Here is a 1793-nt window from a genome sequence, read left to right on the forward strand (position 1 = left end):
GTCCAGCCGAGGGGGAGCAGATCAGGCAGGGCCTGCCGGGTGAGGCGGTCTGGCTGGTGGGCGAGCATCTCGGTTCCGGCGAGCGCAAGTACCACCTCTCCAACCTGTCAGAACACGCGAGCCTCCAGGAACTGGCGGCTACCATCAAGGCGAGCCCTGGTCGGGCTTTTGCCCGGCCCTCTGGAGACGGATCCATCGATCGCTGCTGCGATCGATGGATCTGTGAACAAGCCCACCAGCAGATGAAGGAGGAACTCGGCCTCGGCCACTTCGAGGGACGATCCCCGTGATGGCCTCCTGGCATCATCCTTCCAGGGATGGATCGGCGGGTCTGCTGGCCGCCGATGAACCGGCCTGCACCGCCACGCGCTCATGACCATGATCGCCCTTTCTGCTTCCTTCAGCACCTCCGCCTCAAGGAGCGGGGAAAGGGCATTGAAGCCAGACCACCAGGGCCACCACCACAGCCGACCTGTCAGCTATCCGCCGCCGGCTGGTCGAGCCGTTCCACCGCACCTGGATCCGCTGCCACACCGCGGCACCAACCTTACCGGGTGTCTACCTGCTAAGGTGCCAGAGTAGTGCCAGGCATTGCTGCGAGAGCCAAACGGACCGCTTCCGATGGAAACGCGCGCTCCAGCGGATCATGCGGCTCGTCTTCCACCGGGATCGATTCGCTCATGCCGAACGCGGCGAGACCACAGCCGGACGCCGCCGGCGGACGCAGGGGTCGTCGGGCAGCGCCTGCAGAGCAGGTGCAAGGCTCGCTGCCATGCGCGAGGCTCACCCGGATCCTGCCCCTCCTGCGGGAGGAGAAATGGGAGCTGCGCATCCTTCGCCAGAAGGCTCCAGGGCCACCCGAATTCGTCATCCGCTTCGCCCGAGCCGACCCCATGCCGTTGGCGACCTGAACCTGGCCGCCAGCTTGCTCACCGGCCTACCGGAATCGAATCGCCTCGGTCGGCGTCACCACAGCCTGTGCCGTCCAGGCCGGCGGGCGGGCCCTGTCCGTCAGGCCCTGCACATGGCGCCGTCGCGGCGCCCGCCGCCGAGGAGAAGTCATCCGAGCAACGCTGCGTGTGCCGCCGAGCCAGCGGGGAGCCCGCCCTGCTCACCGTCGTTATTGGGCGCCGCCCCCATGACGCCATGCGTCGAACCGGCGACGCACGAACTGGCCGCGGATGGCATGCTCCCCACCGCGACAGCCCAGGCGCAGGAGGCCTTCGCCGGCCCGGCGGTGCCGGCGGGGGTGCATGACAGGGCGTTCCGTGGCACAAGCCAGCGGCCCGGCTTGGCCGGGCGCTTTGGCCGATCACGACATGGACGCATGATGGCGACGGAACCCTCGGCAGGGCGGCTGGAGGCCGGCATCGACCGGCGCTTTCTGGAGGCTACACCCAAGGACGGCAGCACCTTCGGCACCCCATTCGACCTGAACCTGGTGGGCCTGTGGACCCTCTACCTGAAGGAGGTCCGCCGCTTCCTGAAGGTGTTCGGTCAGACCCTGCTGGCGCCGCTGGTCACCACCCTGATCTTCCTGGCGATCTTCGCCATGGCGCTGGGCGGCACCGGCCGCACCGTGGCGGGCATGCCCTATCTCACCTTCCTCGCACCCGGCCTGATCATGATGGCGATCGTGCAGAACGCGTTCGCCAACACGTCCAGCGCCATCCTGATCGCCAAGGTGCAGGGCAACATCGTCGACTATCTGATGCCGCCGCTGAGCCCCGGTGAGCTGGTGTTCGGCGTGGTGGCGGGCGGCATCACCCGCGGCGTGCTGGTAGGCGTGGTGG

General features: G+C 68.0%; 1 protein-coding gene and 1 pseudogene. Both read left to right on the forward strand.

Going from position 1 to position 1793, the window contains the following annotated elements; all coding sequences use genetic code 11:
• A pseudogene (locus EQG76_RS33635) lies at positions 1–569 on the forward strand (hypothetical protein); the annotation flags it as partial.
• 758 nt (positions 570–1327) lie between these two features.
• A partial coding sequence (locus EQG76_RS23705; RefSeq protein ID WP_235031531.1) for an ABC transporter permease occupies positions 1328–1793 on the forward strand: 466 nt, incomplete at its 3' end.

The sequence above is a fragment of the Geminicoccus flavidas genome (assembly GCF_009806515.1).
GTDB lineage: Bacteria > Pseudomonadota > Alphaproteobacteria > Geminicoccales > Geminicoccaceae > Geminicoccus > Geminicoccus flavidus.